Origin of the sequence: Streptomyces sp. T12 (assembly GCF_028736035.1) — a bacterium.
GTDB lineage: Bacteria > Actinomycetota > Actinomycetes > Streptomycetales > Streptomycetaceae > Streptomyces.
The window spans coordinates 5,315,444-5,331,322 of sequence record NZ_CP117866.1 but is presented as its reverse complement, the minus strand read 5'-3'; the positions used below and the strand labels follow the sequence as shown (position 1 = coordinate 5,331,322).

16 protein-coding genes are annotated in these 15,879 nt (G+C 68.1%); 9 read left to right on the top strand and 7 right to left on the bottom strand.

All coding sequences use genetic code 11. The features are described from left to right. Positions 1-207: 207 nt before the first annotated feature. The 5 genes from PBV52_RS23895 to dnaA form a co-directional block, all read right to left on the bottom strand. The gene (locus PBV52_RS23895) at positions 208-756 is read right to left on the bottom strand and encodes a DUF721 domain-containing protein (protein WP_274240993.1); all 549 of its coding nucleotides are present in this window, start codon (positions 754-756) and stop codon (positions 208-210) included. Continuing rightward, complete coding sequence (gene recF / locus PBV52_RS23890) at positions 753-1,874, bottom strand: DNA replication/repair protein RecF (RefSeq protein ID WP_274240992.1); 1,122 nt, start codon at positions 1,872-1,874, stop codon at positions 753-755. The genes PBV52_RS23895 and recF overlap by 4 nt, the downstream gene beginning before the upstream one ends. 149 nt (positions 1,875-2,023) lie before the next feature. Next, complete coding sequence (gnd, locus tag PBV52_RS23885) at positions 2,024-2,899, bottom strand: phosphogluconate dehydrogenase (NAD(+)-dependent, decarboxylating) (RefSeq protein ID WP_274240991.1); 876 nt, start codon at positions 2,897-2,899, stop codon at positions 2,024-2,026. 247 nt (positions 2,900-3,146) lie between these two features. Then, positions 3,147-4,277 (bottom strand): DNA polymerase III subunit beta, encoded by a 1,131-nt coding sequence (gene dnaN / locus PBV52_RS23880; protein WP_274240990.1) that lies wholly within the window; start codon positions 4,275-4,277, stop codon positions 3,147-3,149. An 859-nt stretch (positions 4,278-5,136) separates the two neighbouring features. Continuing rightward, positions 5,137-7,029, bottom strand: a complete 1,893-nt coding sequence (gene dnaA, locus PBV52_RS23875) for a chromosomal replication initiator protein DnaA (protein WP_274240989.1) — start codon at positions 7,027-7,029, stop codon at positions 5,137-5,139. A gap of 385 nt (positions 7,030-7,414) precedes the next feature. Here dnaA and rpmH point away from each other — a divergent pair, with 385 nt between their 5' ends. From rpmH to PBV52_RS23830, 9 genes are all read left to right on the top strand, one after another. Beyond that, on the top strand, positions 7,415-7,552 hold the full coding sequence (rpmH, locus tag PBV52_RS23870) for a 50S ribosomal protein L34 (protein WP_003956500.1): 138 nt from the start codon (positions 7,415-7,417) through the stop codon (positions 7,550-7,552). Positions 7,553-7,573: 21 nt separating this feature from the next. Then, positions 7,574-7,945: a ribonuclease P protein component gene (rnpA, locus tag PBV52_RS23865; RefSeq protein ID WP_079052375.1), complete on the top strand. Its 372-nt coding sequence runs from the start codon at positions 7,574-7,576 to the stop codon at positions 7,943-7,945. Further along, positions 7,942-8,295, top strand: coding sequence for a membrane protein insertion efficiency factor YidD (gene yidD / locus PBV52_RS23860; protein WP_274240984.1), 354 nt, complete (start codon positions 7,942-7,944; stop codon positions 8,293-8,295). The genes rnpA and yidD overlap by 4 nt, the downstream gene beginning before the upstream one ends. Positions 8,296-8,298: 3 nt before the next feature. Then, positions 8,299-9,567 (top strand): membrane protein insertase YidC, encoded by a 1,269-nt coding sequence (gene yidC, locus PBV52_RS23855; RefSeq protein WP_274240983.1) that lies wholly within the window; start codon positions 8,299-8,301, stop codon positions 9,565-9,567. A gap of 15 nt (positions 9,568-9,582) precedes the next feature. Next, the gene (locus PBV52_RS23850; RefSeq protein WP_274240982.1) at positions 9,583-10,095 is read left to right on the top strand and encodes a R3H domain-containing nucleic acid-binding protein; all 513 of its coding nucleotides are present in this window, start codon (positions 9,583-9,585) and stop codon (positions 10,093-10,095) included. A 125-nt stretch (positions 10,096-10,220) separates the two neighbouring features. Beyond that, positions 10,221-10,937: a 16S rRNA (guanine(527)-N(7))-methyltransferase RsmG gene (gene rsmG, locus PBV52_RS23845; RefSeq protein WP_274240980.1), complete on the top strand. Its 717-nt coding sequence runs from the start codon at positions 10,221-10,223 to the stop codon at positions 10,935-10,937. A 298-nt stretch (positions 10,938-11,235) separates the two neighbouring features. Next, the gene (locus tag PBV52_RS23840) at positions 11,236-12,309 is read left to right on the top strand and encodes a ParA family protein (protein WP_274240979.1); all 1,074 of its coding nucleotides are present in this window, start codon (positions 11,236-11,238) and stop codon (positions 12,307-12,309) included. Next, complete coding sequence (locus tag PBV52_RS23835; protein ID WP_274240978.1) at positions 12,306-13,403, top strand: ParB/RepB/Spo0J family partition protein; 1,098 nt, start codon at positions 12,306-12,308, stop codon at positions 13,401-13,403. The genes PBV52_RS23840 and PBV52_RS23835 overlap by 4 nt, the downstream gene beginning before the upstream one ends. 316 nt (positions 13,404-13,719) lie before the next feature. Then, on the top strand, positions 13,720-14,337 hold the full coding sequence (locus PBV52_RS23830; RefSeq protein WP_274240977.1) for a GNAT family N-acetyltransferase: 618 nt from the start codon (positions 13,720-13,722) through the stop codon (positions 14,335-14,337). Positions 14,338-14,407: 70 nt separating this feature from the next. On the opposite strand, the gene trxA is transcribed toward PBV52_RS23830, so the two are convergent. Further along, entirely contained in the window at positions 14,408-14,740 is a 333-nt protein-coding gene (gene trxA / locus PBV52_RS23825; protein ID WP_062707865.1) for a thioredoxin, read from the bottom strand. A gap of 42 nt (positions 14,741-14,782) precedes the next feature. Beyond that, complete coding sequence (gene trxB / locus PBV52_RS23820; protein ID WP_274240975.1) at positions 14,783-15,751, bottom strand: thioredoxin-disulfide reductase; 969 nt, start codon at positions 15,749-15,751, stop codon at positions 14,783-14,785. Positions 15,752-15,879 lie beyond the last annotated feature (128 nt).

Sequence of the window (15,879 nt, the reverse complement as noted above, 5' to 3'; positions counted from 1 at the left end):
CGAGGAGGTCGCCGGCCGTGCGCCGTGACCACCGACGACTGCTGATGTGATGTCCGTCACCTGTGGAAACCGGGGCCCCCGGGACTGCTGTGACGGCGACTCCGCAGCCGCCGATCCCGGCAACCGGGCAGCCGCGGCACATGTCGACTCCGACGCCGCTGTTCGCTCTTCGGGGAACGCCCGACGCACGCGGGCGGGCCGGTCCGATCAGCCGTAGGTGTCGCCGGGACCGGTGCTGCCGGGCGCGCGCAGGGGCCCGTAACGGCGGGCCGGGCCGCCGGGACCCTGCACCTTGATCTGCCGCACCGCGCCATGGCCGAGGTCCTCGTTGAGGCGGGCGACCAGCGTCGGCGCGAGCAACCGCAGGTTCGTCGCCCAGGCCGTCGAGTCGCAGCGCACGACCAGGACCCGCTCGTCCTCGTCGTACTTCTCCGGCACACAGTGCTTGGCGACGTCCTCGCCCACGATCTGTGGCCAACGGCCCATCACCCCGCCCACCGCCGCCGGGGTCTCCCAACCCCGCTCGGTGATCAAGCGGTTAATGGCAGCGCCGAGCGCCAGGGGGTCGCGGCCGTCGGCCCGCGCGCCGGAGCGCAGCCCCCCGCGCCGCGCCTGCTTCTTCTGCTGCGCCGCATCCCCACGCACGCGTGCCTGCTCCTTGGCCGCCCGCAGCGCCACGCGCGCGAGGTCGACGCCGGAGGGTTCGGGGGCCTTCTTGGGGGCGTTCTCGGACGGGTTGGACGGCTTCTCGCTCATACGCGCTCCACCGTCCCCTCGGACACGGTGTACCGGGCTCCCGTCAGCACATGCGGTACGTCGTCGTCGACCGCGGCGGTCACCAGGACCTGCTCACCGGGCGCGACCAACTCGGCCAGGCGCTCGCGGCGCCGGCTGTCCAGCTCGGCGAAGACGTCGTCGAGGACCAGCACCGGTTCGTTGCCCTCGGCCCTGAGCAGGTCGTACGAGGCCAGGCGCAGCGACAGCGCGTAGGACCAGGACTCGCCGTGCGAGGCGTAGCCCTTGGCGGGCAGCTGACCGAGTTTGAGAAGCAAATCGTCCCGATGAGGGCCTACGAGGGTGACGCCGCGCTCGATCTCCTGCTTGCGGGCGTCGGCGAGCGCCGTCATCAGCTGCTCGAAGAGGTCCTCGCGCGTGTGCGCCTCGCCGGGAGCCGACGGCTTGTAGTCCAGGGCGACAGGGCCGCCGCCGGGGGCCAGTTGCTCGTACGCCTTGTCCGCCAGCGGCTGGATCGCCGCGATCAGGTCCAGGCGCTGGGCGAGCAACTCGGCGCCCGCGCGCGCGAGGTGCTGGTCCCAGACGTCGAGGGTGGACAGGTCCATCGTGCGGCCGCCGTGCCGGCGGGCCAGCGCGGCCGTCTTGAGGAGGGTGTTGCGCTGCTTGAGGACCCGCTCGTAGTCGGAACGGACGCCCGCCATGCGCGGGGAGCGGGCGGTGATCAGCTCGTCGAGAAAACGGCGCCGCTCTCCGGGGTCGCCCTTGATCAGGGCGAGGTCCTCCGGGGCGAACAGGACGGTCCGCACGATGCCGAGCACGTCACGGGGTCTGACCTGCGAGGATCTGTTGATGCGGGCCCGGTTGGCCTTGCCGGGGTTCAGCTCCAGCTCGACCAGTTGCTGCCGGTCGCCCTGTTTGACCTGGGCCCGGATGATCGCCCGGTCGGCGCCCATGCGGACGAGGGGGGCGTCGGAGGCGACGCGATGGCTGCCGAGGGTGGCGAGATAGCCGACGGCCTCGACGAGGTTGGTCTTGCCCTGGCCGTTGGGCCCGACGAAGGCGGTGACGCCCGGGGCGAGCGGGACTTCGACCCGGGCGTACGAGCGGAAGTCGGCCAGCGACAGATGCGTGACGTGCATGGTCGTTCGCCGACCTCCCCCAACGTGTGGTTCAGCTTTCCCCAGTTGTGGACAACCGGGTCACTCCTGAGGGTGCCAGGGTGCCATCCCCAGGGTGTGGATTACTTGTTCTCGTTTGCGACGGCGTTCCCGACGGTCGTACCCGCCGGCTACTTCGTCTCGACCGCGTGGCCGCCGAACTGGTTCCGCAGCGCCGCGATCATCTTCATCTGCGGGGAATCGTCCTGGCGGGACGCGAACCGCGCGAACAGCGACGCGGTGATCGCCGGGAGCGGCACCGCGTGGTCGATGGCGGCTTCCACAGTCCAGCGTCCCTCGCCGGAGTCCTGTGCATAACCCCTGAGCTTGTCCAGGTGCTCGTCCTCGTCGAGGGCGTTCACCGCGAGGTCCAGCAGCCAGGAACGGATGACCGTGCCCTCCTGCCAGGACCGGAAGACCTCCCGGACGTCGGTCACGGAGTCGACCTTCTCCAGCAGCTCCCAGCCCTCGGCGTAGGCCTGCATCATCGCGTACTCGATGCCGTTGTGGACCATCTTCGCGAAGTGCCCCGCGCCCACCTTGCCGGCGTGCACCGAGCCGAAGTCACCCTCGGGCTTGAGGGCGTCGAAGATCGGCTGCACCTTGGCGACGTTCTCAGCGTCACCGCCATACATCAGCGCATAGCCGTTCTCCAGGCCCCAGACACCGCCGGAGACGCCGCAGTCGACGAAGCCGATGCCCTTGGCCGCCAGCTCCTCGGCGTGCCGCTCGTCGTCCGTCCAGCGGGAGTTCCCGCCGTCCACCACGACGTCACCGGGCTCCAGCAGCTCGGCGAGCTCGTCGATGGTCGACTGGGTCGGGGCACCGGCCGGAACCATCACCCAGACCACACGCGGCCCGGGGAGCTTGCCCACAAGCTCTTCCAGGCTGTGGACATCCGCGAGGTCCGGGTTGCGGTCGTATCCGACGACGGTGTGGCCTGCGCGGCGTATCCGCTCGCGCATGTTGCCGCCCATCTTGCCGAGGCCGACGAGACCGAGCTCCATCAGTTGTTCCTTAGGTTGCTGTGGCGTGTGGGGCACCTTCGTACCCACGCCCGAGCCTAAACCCGGACGCACGCGCACATCCGTGGGCATACGCGCTCATACGTACACCCTCACCTGCGGCTTCGCTGGACGGGAGCCGATCACCCACAGGGCCTGCGGAACTGTGGACAGCGGCCCGCGCCGAGGCCCGAGCGGTCCGGACCGAGGGCCCGGAAATCCACCGGACCCTCAGTCTCTGTGGACAACATCAGCCGCTCAGGCGCACCGGCATAATCAGGTACTTGTAGGCCTCGTCCGCCTCGGCGTCCAACGCCGGCTTGCCGCTGAGCAGCGCGGGCTTCGTGGACGTCGTGAAGGACAGCTGGGCGACCGGGGAGTCGATGGCGCTCAGGCCGTCCAGCAGGAACGTCGGGTTGAAGGCGATCGAGATGTCGTCGCCCTCCAGCTGGGCGTCGACCCTTTCCACAGCCTGTGCGTCGTCGCTGGAACCGGCCTCCAGGATGAGCACACCCTGCTCGAAGCTCAGCCGCACCGGGGTGTTGCGCTCGGCGACCAGGGCCACGCGCTTGACGGCCTCCACGAAGGGGGCGGTCTCGATCACGGCGACGCTGTTGAACTCCGTCGGGAACAGCGTGCGGTACTTCGGGAGGTCGCCCTCCAGCAGGCGCGTCGTCGTACGGCGGCCGGCGCCCTCGAAACCGATCAGCCCCTCACCGGCGCCCGAGCCCGACAGCGCAAGGATCACGCTGTCGCCGCTGGTCAGCGCCTTGGCGGTGTCCAGGAGCGTCTTGGCGGGGACCAGGGCGACCGCGGAGGCCTCCGGGTTCTCCGGCTTCCACAGGAACTCACGGACCGCGAAGCGGTAGCGGTCGGTGGACGCCAGCGTCACCGTGTCGCCCTCGATCTCGATGCGCACACCGGTGAGAACGGGCAGCGTGTCGTCACGGCCGGCCGCGATGGCGACCTGGGCGGCTGCGGACGCGAAGACCTCGCCGGGGACGGTGCCCGTGGCGTTCGGCATCTGCGGCAGCGCCGGGTACTCCTCCACAGGCAGGGTGTGGAGTGTGAACCGCGAGGAGCCGCAGACCACGGTCGCCCGTACACCGTCTGTGGAAATCTCCACCGGTCGGTTGGGCAGAGCGCGGCAGATGTCGGCGAGCAGGCGGCCGGAGACCAGGACCGTGCCCTCCTCCTCGACCTCGGTCTCCACGGACACGCGCGCCGAGACCTCGTAGTCGAAGCTGGACAGGCTCAGCTGGCCGTCCTCGGCCTTGAGGAGGAGGCCGGCGAGGACAGGCGCCGGCGGACGGGCCGGGAGGCTGCGTGCCGCCCAGGCCACTGCCTCCGCGAGTACGTCGCGTTCCACCCGGATCTTCACTGTTGCCGCCTCCTGCTGTTGCCGGCGCTTCTCGGCCTGCCTGGCTTCGTCGTCTGTCTCGGTGTCGTCGGCCCCAGTGAGGGGAAGGCCACCGGGGAACAGTCTGACGCACCCCACTGACAGTAGGTGCCTCTCGGGGTCAAGTCGTGACGAGGGGCAGCCGGGGGCCGGACAGCGAGTTGTGCACAGGGCCCTCTTCGAAACGGATTCCCAGCTCTCTCTAGTTGGGAGTAGTAGTAGGGCCTGTGGAAACCGTGGATAACCCTGTTTTCGCAGGTCAGGGCGGAAATTTTGTCCACGGGTCCTGTGGGCGGAGGCGGTGGACAACCGGGCGTCTCTGTGGAGAACGGAAAGTTCTGCACACGCCGTGCACAGCCTCGGGCGACTTCTCCCCAGTGCCGTCCCCAGCTTTACCCACCTTTCCCACAGCCCAACCAGGCAGCTTCGTGTGACGCCTTTCACTCGACACGGTGAGGAGGCGCGTCGCGTTGCCGAACAGTGGACAGCGATGTGGAGAAGCTGGGGATCGCTGGGGACAACCGTCCTCAGCCTGTGGGTTGTCGGTGGACAACTTCATGCACAGCTTGTGGATCACCGCGCTGTCCACAGTCTGTGGAGATCCTTCGTCCACCAATCCACAAGCACCTGACCTCGCCTGATCGTCTCTCGACAGAGGGCGCTGTGGACACGATCTGGACAACTTCCCGGTCCCCAGGATGTGGACGGGAAAAAGTCACCGGATCTGTGGAGGGAGGCCGTAACGCGGCAGGTAATCGAACAGAGGGTGGCCGCGGGACGAAGAAGGGCGCCCCCGGGAACTCGTCCCGGGGGCGCCCTCGGCGTCGTGCTTCTGCCTCTGTCAGCCGTTCTTGATGCGGTTGGTCAGCTCGGTGACCTGGTTGTAGATGGAGCGTCGCTCGGCCATCAGATTGCGGATCTTGCGGTCGGCGTGCATCACCGTGGTGTGGTCGCGGCCGCCGAACAGTGCGCCGATCTTCGGCAGGGACAGGTCCGTCAGCTCACGGCACAGGTACATGGCGATCTGCCGGGCCGTGACGAGCTGGCGGCCGCGGGAGCTGCCGCACAGGTCCTCGACGGTGAGGCCGAAGTAGTCGGCGGTCGCACCCATGATGGCCGTCGAGGTGATCTCCGGCGTCGCGTCGTCGCCGCCGGGGATCAGGTCCTTCAGGACGATCTCCGTCAGGCCCAGGTCCACCGGCTGCCGGTTGAGCGACGCGAACGCCGTCACCCGGATCAGCGCGCCCTCCAGCTCGCGGATGTTGCGCGAGATGCGGGAGGCGATGAACTCCAGAACCTCCGGCGGGGCGTTGAGCTGCTCCTGCACCGCCTTCTTGCGCAGGATCGCGATACGCGTCTCCAGCTCCGGCGGCTGGACGTCGGTGATCAGGCCCCACTCGAAACGGTTCCTCAGCCGGTCCTCCAGCGTGACCAGCTGCTTCGGCGGCCGGTCGCTGGACAGCACGATCTGCTTGTTGGCGTTGTGGAGGGTGTTGAAGGTGTGGAAGAACTCCTCCTGCGTCGACTCCTTGTCCGCGAGGAACTGGATGTCGTCGACGAGCAGGATGTCCATCTCGCGGTAGCGCTTGCGGAAGCTGTCGCCCTTGCCGTCGCGGATGGAGTTGATGAACTCGTTGGTGAACTCCTCCGAGCTCACGTACCGCACGCGCGTGCCGGGGTACAGGCTGCGCGCGTAGTGCCCGATCGCGTGCAGCAGGTGGGTCTTGCCGAGGCCCGACTCCCCGTAGATGAAGAGGGGGTTGTACGCCTTCGCGGGTGCTTCGGCGACGGCGACCGCGGCCGCGTGCGCGAAGCGGTTGGAGGCGCCGATGACGAACGTGTCGAAGAGGTACTTGGGGTTCAGGCGCGCGGTCGGTTCGCCGGGCCCGGGCGCCGGCGCGGGCTGTGCGGCCAGCGGGCCGGGGGCGCCGGTGGTGGGCAGGTTCGCGCCGACGGGGCCGCCGCGGTGCACATGGCCGGAGCCGGGGGGCGGCTCGGGCAGGTCGCGGCGGGCGTCGCGGTCGTAGTCGCCGCGCGGCTGGTCGTAGTCGGGCCGCTGCTGCTCGTAGTCGGGGCGGTGTCCGTCGTACGACTGCCGCTCCCTCGGCTGCGGGCGGTAGTCCTGGGAGGGCGGGCCGTAGGAGTCCTGTGCGTACGAATCCTGTGCGTAGGGGTCCTGCGAGGGCGATGCGTACGGGTCCCGCTCCGGGAAGCCGAGCCGTTGCTGCTGCCAGCCGTACTCGTCCTGCGTCGGACGCGGCCAGCTGCCGGGGCCGGGCTCGGGGCGCTGGTACTCGCCCGGGTAGGCCGGGCGGGCGGTGGGCAGGGGGTCGGTGGAGGGGCCGGGCCGGTGGTCGTCGGCGCGGTGGCGGCCGTAGCCGTCGTACGGGGGGAGTTCCGGATCCTCGTAGCGCGACTGGGGCTGGGCAGGGGGCACCGGCGGCGCCGGGGGTTCGCCGGCGGAGTCGTCGACGGTGATCGCGATGCGGATGGGGCGGCCGCATTCGCGGCTCAGGGTCTCGCTGACGATCGGGGCCAGGCGGCCCTCCAGTACGCCCTTCGCAAACTCGTTCGGCACTGCGAGCAGGGCGGTGTCGGCGACCAGCGCGAGGGGCTGGCAGCGCCGGATCCAGTGCTCGTCCTTCGCCTCGACACCCTGCCCGCGGCTCTCACCGAGGAGTTGCTCCAGTACTCGTGGCCACACTGCGGCAAGATCGGCAGGTACGTCAGCCACAGGGCACGCTCTCTCACGGGTCCCACGAACGTGTGATTGTGGGACGGGTCGGGATTCAAATCGGGTGGAGCCCGAATCAAGGGGACAAGGGAACGAATCGGAGTTCAGTCACGGTAGTCAGGGCGGCGGGTGCGGTTCAAGTTGTTGTCCCCAGCCTGTGGATAGTGTCTCCCCCTGGCCTCCGGTTTGACCGGATGGCGCAGCCGCGCGTACCGTAACCAGGTCGAGTTGTCGATGGCTGCTGCCGCCTGCCTCCGATGGGCACAGATCGCGTCAAGGTGATCGGTAAGCGGTGCACTCGGGCGTTAACGCGAGCTACTCGTGGGCGCACGGTGACAGCCAGGACGGCACCCGCCACCACCGATTTAATTTCTGGAGCCCCCGAGTGAGCAAGCGCACCTTCCAGCCGAACAACCGTCGTCGCGCGAAGACCCACGGCTTCCGGCTGCGTATGCGCACCCGTGCCGGCCGCGCGATTCTCGCGTCCCGCCGTAGCAAGGGTCGCGCCCGTCTGTCCGCCTGATCCCGGTCAGGTCATGACGTCGTGCTGCCCACCGAGAACCGGCTGAGGCGGCGCGAGGACTTCGCGACCGCGGTACGACGAGGACGCCGGGCAGGACGTCAGCACCTCGTCGTCCATCTTCGTAGCGGTGCCACGGACCCGCACGCGCCTGGGGAGAGCGCTCCCCCGACGCGTGCGGGTTTCGTCGTGAGCAAGGCAGTGGGCGGCGCGGTCGTGCGGAACAAGGTGAAGCGCAGGCTTCGTCATCTGATGCGCGACCGAGTCGACCAGCTGCCCCCCGGTAGCCTGGTAGTCGTACGAGCGCTGCCCGGTGCGGGCGACGCCGACCATGCACAGCTGGCCCAAGACCTGGATGCCGCTCTGCAGCGGCTGCTGGGAGGGGGCGCGCGATGAAGTACCCACTGCTGGCCCTGATCAAGCTGTACCAGTGGACGATCAGTCCGCTGCTCGGGCCGGTGTGCAAGTACTACCCGTCGTGCTCCCACTACGGCTATACCGCCATCGACCGCCACGGTGCGATCAAGGGCACGGCACTCACCGCCTGGCGCATCCTGCGGTGCAATCCGTGGTCGCTGGGTGGCGTGGACCATGTCCCGCCGCGCAAGCGGCCGCGGTGGCACGAGATGCTGCGCAACGCTTGGCGCGCACGCAAGGGCGGGCACTCCGCCGCCGAAACGGCCATCGAAGGGAAAGTTCCTCCGAGCCCGGCCGCAGAGACCCCGTCCCATGTCCAAGGAGCATGATTAGTGGACACGATTGCCAGCCTCTTCAGCTTCATCACGACACCCGTTTCCTGGGTCATCGTCCAGTTCCACACGGTGTACGGCGCCCTCTTCGGCGAAGACACCGGGTGGGCCTGGGGCCTGTCCATCGTGTCCCTGGTGATTCTGATCCGTATCTGCCTGATTCCGCTCTTCGTGAAGCAGATCAAGGCGACCCGGGCCATGCAGACGCTCCAGCCCGAGATGAAGAAGATCCAGGAGCGCTACAAGAACGACAAACAGCGTCAGTCCGAAGAGATGATGAAGCTGTACAAGGAGACGGGCACCAACCCGCTCTCCTCGTGCCTTCCCATCCTGGCGCAGTCGCCGTTCTTCTTCGCCCTGTACCACGTGCTCAACAGCATCGCGAACAACGACACCATCGGTGTCATCAACCAGAGCCTGCTGGAGAGCGCGCAGAAGGCGCACATCTTCGGGGCCCCGCTGGCCGCGAAGTTCACCGACAGCTCTTCTGACGTCGCCGCCCTCGACGCGTCGCTGACCACTGTCCGCATCGTCACCGCGGTCATGATCGTCCTGATGTCCGCGTCGCAGTTCTACACGCAGCGCCAGCTGATGACGAAGAACGTCGACACGACGGTGAAGACGCCGTTCATGCAGCAGCAGAAGATGCTGATGTACGTCTTCCCCATCATGTTCGCCGTCTTCGGCATCAACTTCCCCGTGGGTGTTCTCGTCTACTGGCTGACCACCAACGTGTGGACCATGGGCCAGCAGATGTACGTCATCCGCAACAACCCGACCCCGGGTTCCAAGGCCCAGGCCGCGTACCTGGAGCGCCTGACCAAGCACGTCACGCACCACGGCAAGACCCGCGGTCGTGGCGAGCGCACCATCGTCAAGGCCATCGTGGCCAAGGGCCGCGACCGCAACGAGCACGAGCGCAAGTTCATCAACGGCCTGAGCAAGGCCGGTCTCGCGGCGCAGGCCGACGGCACCGTGGTGAAGAGCGAGGGTGCTGTCGCCACCGTGACCGAGGACGGTACGCCGACCACCGCTGCTGCTTCCAAGCGTCAGCAGCCGAAGCGGCAGAGCAAGTCCCAGCGTCAGGGTGGCGGTCCGAAGCAGGCCGGTGAGCCGACGTCGCTGAAGAAGTCCGACGAGCCCGAGGACGCCAAGCCCGAGGACGCCAAGAAGGCCGCGCAGAAGCCCGGCAGCGGCACCCGCAGCAAGGCCCAGTCCGGGCAGCGCAAGGGCGGTCCGCAGCGCCCCAAGTCCCCGTCCAAGAAGTAAGAAGGAGCCCATCCCGTGACGGAAGGCACCACCTCCGCCGCTGCCGAGGGTGCAGACACCCTCAACCGCCTGGAGCAGGAGGGCGAGATCGCGGCGGACTACCTCGAGGGTCTGCTCGACATCGCCGACCTCGACGGCGACATCGACATGGACGTCGAGGCCGACCGCGCCGCTGTCTCGATCATCAGCGACGCGGGCAGCCGAGACCTGCAGAAGCTGGTCGGGCGTGATGGCGAGGTGCTGGAGGCACTGCAGGAGCTCACACGCCTGGCCGTGCACCGGGAGACCGGTGACCGCAGTCGGCTGATGCTGGACATCGCGGGCTACCGGGCCAAGAAGCGCGCCGAGCTCTCCGAGCTGGGTGCCAAGGCGGCCGCCGAGGTCAAGAGCAGCGGCGAGCCCGTCAAGCTGAAGCCGATGACGCCGTTCGAGCGCAAGGTCGTGCACGACGCGGTGAAGTCGGCGGGCCTGCGCAGCGAGTCCGAAGGCGAGGAGCCGCAGCGGTTCGTCGTCGTACTTCCCGCCTGATCGGCCCGTACGTTTCCTCCGGCCCCGTCTGTCCGCAGGCGGGGCCGAACTTTGTCAGCCTGTTAGTTCTGGTGGTTCTGGTGGCCGGCGCCCGGGGTGTCGGCGGTACGGAAGGACGGTCCCCCGTGACGGAGGCAGCGGAGCTTCCCCCTGCGCCCGAGCAGGCGCGTGAGGTGTTCGGCGATCGCTACGCTGATGCGGTCCGCTACGCCGAACTGCTCGCCGAGGCGGGTGTGCAGCGCGGCCTGATCGGCCCGCGAGAGGTGCCCCGCTTGTGGGAGCGGCATCTGCTGAACTGCGCGGTGCTCTCCGAGGTCGTTCCCGAGGGTGTGACGGTGTGCGACGTCGGCTCAGGCGCCGGCCTGCCCGGCATTCCCCTGGCACTGGTCCGCGAGGACCTGAAGATCACGCTGCTGGAGCCCCTGCTGCGGCGTACGAACTTCCTGATGGAGGTCGTGGAGCTGCTGGGGCTGGACCATGTGACGGTCGTCCGCGGTCGTGCCGAAGAGGTCATGGGAAAGCTGACGCCGGTGCATGTTGTGACCGCGCGGGCGGTGGCACCGCTGGACCGGCTGGCCACCTGGGGCATCCCGCTGCTGCGTCCCTACGGTGAGATGCTCGCCCTCAAGGGCGACACGGCGGAAGAGGAGCTGAAGAGCGCGGCGACGGCTCTGAGCAAGCTGGGCGCGGTCGAGACGTCGATCCTCCATGTCGGGGAGGGTGTGGTGGACCCGCTGTCCACGGTCGTGCGCGTCGAGGTCGGGGAGAGTCCGGGCGGTGTGCGCTTCGCTGCGAAGAGGGCGAAGGCAGCCAGGACGGGTCGCACTCGGCGGCGTCGCTGATCCGTCCTGACGACGAGACGTACTCCACACAAGCTGGCAAACCTACGCACGCCGGAGTGTCGCGACAGTTCGGCCAGGGCTGCTGTGCATCGTGTTTCACGTGAAACGTCGCTCACTGCTGCACGGCATCATCAGTCGCGGCCGCGCTGCGGCCGAACCCCGCGACCGAAAGCCCCTCGGATCCCTTGGAGGAGGTGCCTCCGATGACGCTTCGTCCCCCCTGAGGGGCACGGAGTTGTCCACAGAGGTGGATTTCTCCACAGAACACCAGGCCTCACTGGTTCACGACCCCGAAGACATGGGAGGCTCTGTTCATTGCGAGCCTGAAGTCGAGGAGAGTGAATCCGTGCGGTCCGACGCCAACATCGCGGGACCGATGACCGATCCGGTCCCCGGTCCCCGTACCGAGTCGATGGGGGAGGATGTTTCACGTGAAACACCGCCCCCGATGGACGACACTCCCATCGGTCGTGCTGCCCAACTGGCAGTGGAGGCTCTAGGCCGCGCCGGCGAGGGCCTGCCACGGCCCGAGCAGACCCGCGTCATGGTGGTCGCCAACCAGAAGGGGGGCGTGGGCAAGACGACAACGACCGTCAACCTTGCCGCGTCACTGGCCCTGCATGGCGGCCGTGTGTTGGTCATCGACCTTGACCCGCAGGGCAATGCGTCCACAGCCCTGGGGATCGACCATCACGCCGAGGTGCCTTCCATCTACGACGTGTTGGTCGAGAGCAGGCCGCTCTCGGAAGTCGTCCAACCGGTCCCCGACGTCGAGGGACTCTTCTGTGCCCCCGCCACGATCGATCTCGCCGGTGCGGAGATCGAGCTGGTGTCCCTGGTGGCACGCGAGAGCCGACTGCAACGGGCGATCCAGGCCTACGAGCAGCCGCTGGACTACATCCTCATCGACTGCCCGCCCTCGCTCGGCCTGTTGACCGTCAATGCGCTGGTGGCCGGTCAGGAGGTCCTGATCCCGATCCAGTGCGAGTACTACGCGCTGGAGGGCCTCGGCCAACTACTGCGCAACGTCGACCTGGTGCGAGGGCACCTCAACCCCGCCCTGCATGTCTCGACGATCCTGCTGACCATGTACGACGGCCGGACCCGGCTGGCGTCCCAGGTCGCGGACGAGGTGCGCACCCACTTCGGCGACGAGGTGCTGCGGACGAGCATTCCCCGCTCGGTCCGTATCTCCGAGGCGCCGAGCTATGGACAGACCGTGCTGACGTACGATCCAGGGTCGAGTGGTGCCCTGTCCTATCTTGAGGCGGCACGAGAAATCGCGCTGAAGGGTGTCGGCGTCAGTTACGACCCGACGCACGCCCACATCGGCGCCCAGAGCAACCCGAGCATGGTGGAGGGGATCCAGTGAGCGAGCGACGGAGGGGTTTGGGCCGTGGTCTAGGCGCACTGATCCCTGCTGCACCGACTGAGAAGACGGTGGCCCCGGCTGCGGTGGGGGGTGCTGCTTCGGCATCCCCGGCCGCTGTCCCGGTTCTGACCGACCGGGGGGTGGCCGCGGCGAAGGTGGCCACACTGCCGCCTGTTTCACATGAAACCGAGGAGCTGTCGCCGAACGGCGCTGTGGAGGCGCCTGCGTCTCCCATGGGTGCCCACTTCGCGGAGATCCCCCTCGATGCGATCACGCCGAACCCGCGGCAGCCGCGTGAGGTCTTCGACGAGGACGCCCTGCAGGAACTGGTTACCTCCATCCAGGAGGTCGGCCTTCTCCAGCCGATCGTCGTACGCCAGATCGGCGCCGCGCGGTACGAGCTCATCATGGGCGAGCGCCGCTGGCGGGCCTGCCGTGAGGCCGGCCTCGACGCGATCCCGGCGATCGTGCGGGCCACGGACGACGAGAAGCTCCTCCTGGACGCCCTCCTGGAGAACCTGCACCGTGCTCAGCTGAATCCGATCGAAGAGGCGGCCGCCTACGATCAGCTGCTGAAGGACTTCAACTGCACGCACGACCAGCTGGCGGACCGCATCGGCCGTTCTCGCCCGCAGGTCTCCAACACCCTGCGTCTGCTGAAGCTCTCGCCGAAGGTCCAGAACCGGGTGGCAGCCGGCGTCCTCTCCGCCGGGCATGCGAGGGCGCTGCTCTCCGTCGAGGACTCGGAGGAGCAGGAGCGGCTCGCGTACCGGGTGGTGGCCGAGGGGCTTTCGGTCCGGTCGGTCGAGGAGATCGTGACCCTGATGGGCTCCCGCCCGGAGAAGGCCCAGCGTTCCAGGGGGCCGCGGGCAGGCTCCGTGCCCTCCCCGGCGCTGTCCGACCTCGCGACTCGGCTCTCGGATCGCTTCGAGACTCGGGTGAAGGTCGAACTGGGCCAGAAGAAGGGCAAGATCACCGTCGAGTTCGCCTCTCCGGATGACCTCGAGAGGATCCTCAGCACGCTCGCTCCGGGCGAGAAGCTGGCTCTGCAGAAGAGCCTTCTGGATGATGACGCGGAGGAGACCGAGGCCTGAGGCCGACAGGCCAGGTTTACCCCCGGCCTACCCACGCGGGCCGTGTCCGGTGTGCACCGGACACGGCCCGCTCTTTGCTTTCTGGCGGTATCGATGGAATCGCATCGTGGATACGATGCGTTCGGGTATGGCGCATCCACCTGGCAGACCTCTTAGGGGAGGCGAGGTCCATGCGAACGGTGAGCCGCACCGGACTGGTGAGCGCGGGCCTTGGGCTGGGCGCGGTCGGCGGGTTCGTCGGCAGCCTGCTCAGGGAACGGAGCGCCCTGACAGCCGCTCGCGACGCCGCGGGCGAAGGAAGCGAGGAACAGCCTCCATGGGGCGTCGGCTCGTACCGCTCACGCTGGACAACCTTCAGGACCTTCCCAAGCGCTGCCGCGCGTGTGTCTTCTGGGAGTTGGACCCGGTCAGCGGCGAAGCCGCGGTAAAGGCCGGCACCCCTGCCCTGGAGAAGGAAGCCTGGATCTCCGCCGTCCTGCTGGACTGGGGCTCCTGCGGCCGGGTCGTCTACGTCGACGACGTACCGGTGGGCTTCGTGTTGTACGCGCCTCCTGCTTACGTCCCCCGCTCGACGGCCTTCCCCACGAGCCCTGTCTCACCGGACGCGGTGCAGCTGATGACCGCGTTCATCATGCCGGGCTACCAGGGCCAGGGACTTGGGCGGGTGATGGTCCAGACGGTCGCCAAGGATCTACTGCGGCGGGGCTTCAAAGCGATCGAGGCCTTCGGAGACGCGCGCTGGAAAGAGCCTGCGTGTGTTCTGCCCGCGGACCATCTCCTGGCCGTTGGCTTCAAGACGGTTCGCCCTCACCCGACCTCGCCGCGTTTGCGGTTGGAGCTGCGGACGACACTGTCCTGGAAGGAAGACGTGGAGATGGCGATCGACCGGCTTCTGGGAGCAGTCCAGAAGGAGCCGGCGCTGAGGCCTCTTTAGAGCGAGGCGCCTCTCCAAAGCAAATGGGCCAACCCCCTCGGGTTGGCCCATTCGTGTTTCACGTGAAACGTCACTCGGCGATGAAGTCCTCGAGGTCGCGAACGATGGCGGCCTTCGGCTTGGCGCCGACGATGGTCTTGGCGACCTCGCCGTTGTGGTAGACGTTCAGCGTCGGGATGGACATGACGCCGTACTTGGCGGCCGTACCCGGGTTCTCGTCGATGTTCAGCTTGACGATCTCGATCTTGTCGCCGTACTCGGCGGCGATCGCCTCGAGGGACGGCGCGATCTGGCGGCACGGTCCGCACCAGGCGGCCCAGAAGTCCACCAGGACGGGCTTGTCGCTCTTGAGGACGTCCTGCTCGAAGGAGTCGTCGGTCACGTTCTTCAGGGTGCCGGCCACGGCGGGCTCCTTAACTGTGGTGCGTGGTGGGGTGGGTGGGGGTCAGACAGAGGTCTTCTCGGGCTCGGCGTTCTCCTCGTCCGCGAGGGCGGCGAGGAAGCGCTCGGCGTCGAGGGCGGCGGAGCAGCCGGTGCCGGCCGCGGTGATCGCCTGGCGGTAGGTGTGGTCCACCACATCGCCGGCGCCGAAGACACCGGTCACGTTGGTGCGCGTGGAGGGGGCGTCGACCTTGAGGTAGCCCTCCTCGTCCAGCTCCAGCTGGCCCTTGAACAGCTCGGTCCGCGGGTCGTGCCCGATCGCGATGAACAGGCCGGTGACCGCCAGGTCCGAGAGCTCGCCGGTCTTGACGTTGCGCAGCTTCAGGCCGGAGAGCTTCTGCTCGCCCTGGACCTCGGCCACCTCGCTGTCCCAGACGAACTTGATCTTCGGGTCGGCGAACGCGCGGTCCTGCATCGCCTTGGAGGCGCGCAGGGTGTCACGGCGGTGGACGATGGTCACGGACTTGGCGAAGCGGGAGAGGAAGGTGGCCTCCTCCATCGCGGTGTCGCCGCCGCCGATCACGGCGATGTCCTGGTCCTTGAAGAAGAAGCCGTCGCAGGTGGCGCACCAGGAGACACCGCGGCCGGAGAGGGCGTCCTCGTTCGGCAGGCCGAGCTTGCGGTGCTGCGAGCCGGTGGCGACGATGACGGCCTTCGCCCGGTGGATCGTGCCCGCGGTGTCGGTGACGGTCTTGATCTCACCACTCAGGTCGACGTTGACGATATCGTCCGGGATGAGTTCGGCTCCGAAGCGCTCGGCCTGGCCGCGCATGTTGTCCATGAGCTCGGGGCCCATGATGCCGTCCTGGAAGCCCGGGAAGTTCTCGACCTCGGTCGTGTTCATGAGCGCACCGCCGGCGGTGACGGCGCCCTCAAACACAAGCGGCTTCAGCGACGCGCGCGCGGTGTAGAGCGCCGCCGTGTAGCCGGCGGGCCCGGAGCCGATGATGATCACGTTACGGACGTCGCTCACGGCTTGGTTCCTCGTCTCTGGACTGCGTCGTCGGACCGGGTGGAGCCCCTTTCAGAACTCTCACCCACCCAACGGATCCTAAGGGGCGCGCATTCCCACTGTGTCCGGGCACACGGTGATGCCACACC

Coding starts and splice junctions, on each gene's coding strand:
- gnd (WP_274240991.1), bottom strand. CDS start 2,899: ATGGAGCTCGGTCTCGTCGGCCTCGGCAAGATGGGCGGCAACATGCGC.
- PBV52_RS23895 (WP_274240993.1), bottom strand. CDS start 756: ATGAGCGAGAAGCCGTCCAACCCGTCCGAGAACGCCCCCAAGAAGGCC.
- recF (WP_274240992.1), bottom strand. CDS start 1,874: ATGCACGTCACGCATCTGTCGCTGGCCGACTTCCGCTCGTACGCCCGG.
- PBV52_RS23840 (WP_274240979.1), top strand. CDS start 11,236: ATGGGAGGCTCTGTTCATTGCGAGCCTGAAGTCGAGGAGAGTGAATCC.
- PBV52_RS23830 (WP_274240977.1), top strand. CDS start 13,720: ATGGGGCGTCGGCTCGTACCGCTCACGCTGGACAACCTTCAGGACCTT.
- yidD (WP_274240984.1), top strand. CDS start 7,942: ATGAAGTACCCACTGCTGGCCCTGATCAAGCTGTACCAGTGGACGATC.